The following is an 894-nucleotide window of genomic DNA, read 5'->3' on the forward strand; positions in this document are numbered from 1 at the left end:
GAGCCGCGCCTGCTGGCCCGCGCTCAACGGCGGCGGCTCGGCGAGCGAGGCCCCCGACAGCGTGCGGAACAGCGGATGCGAGGCGGCCAGATCGGGCAGCGTGCCGTCGGGCAGATCGGCGGCGAACGTCAACGGCGTGCCGTGCTCGCGCAGCCGCGCCACCACACGCGCGACCACCTCGCGCTCCGACAGGCTCGGCTCGACGCCGGGCCACGCATCGAGCACCAGCACGCGGAACGCGTCGAGCCGGGCGGCGCGCGCGGGCGGCAGCGTCAGGCGCCAGCCCTTGGCGGCCAATGGCTCGCGGTTGACGAGCACGTCGAGCGCCAGCTCGAGATCGCCGGCGCTGCGCGCGAGCGGCCCGGCCACCGACAGGTCGCGGTCGACGATGCGCCCGGTCGGCACGCCGGTGCCGTGCATCGAGACGATGCCGTAGCTCGGCTTGTGGCCGAAGATGCCGGTGAAATGCGCAGGAATCCGGATCGATCCGCCGATGTCGGAGCCGATCTCCAGCGCGACGTAGCCTGCCGCCACGGCGGCGGCCGAGCCGCCCGAGGAGCCGCCCGGCGTGCGCGCGAGATCCCACGGGTTGCCGGTCAGGCCGTACACGTCGTTGTAGCTTTGCAGATCGGAATTGTTGAGCGGCACGTTCGATTTGCCGATCACGATCGCGCCGGCCTCGCGCAGCGCGGCCACGGCGTGCGAATCGTGCTCGACGCGGTTCGCCGCGTACGCGGGCGCGCCCATGCTGGTGACCAGCCCGGCCACGTCGAACGATTCCTTGACGGTGATCGGCACGCCGAGCAGCGGGCGGCGTTCGCCGCGCGCGAGCGCCGCGTCGGCGGCGCGGGCCTCGCGGCGGGCGCGCAGGTCGTCGCGGATCGCGATCGCGTT

The 894-nt window shown here is 74.0% G+C and carries 1 protein-coding gene; it reads right to left on the reverse strand.

All coding sequences use genetic code 11. The features are described 5' to 3' along the window. On the reverse strand, window positions 1-894 hold an 894-nt coding region (locus tag G3N92_RS34610), incomplete at both ends, for an amidase family protein (protein WP_241015219.1).

The sequence above is a fragment of the Burkholderia sp. Ac-20379 genome (assembly GCF_017104645.1).
In the GTDB taxonomy this organism is placed as follows: Bacteria; Pseudomonadota; Gammaproteobacteria; order Burkholderiales; family Burkholderiaceae; genus Burkholderia.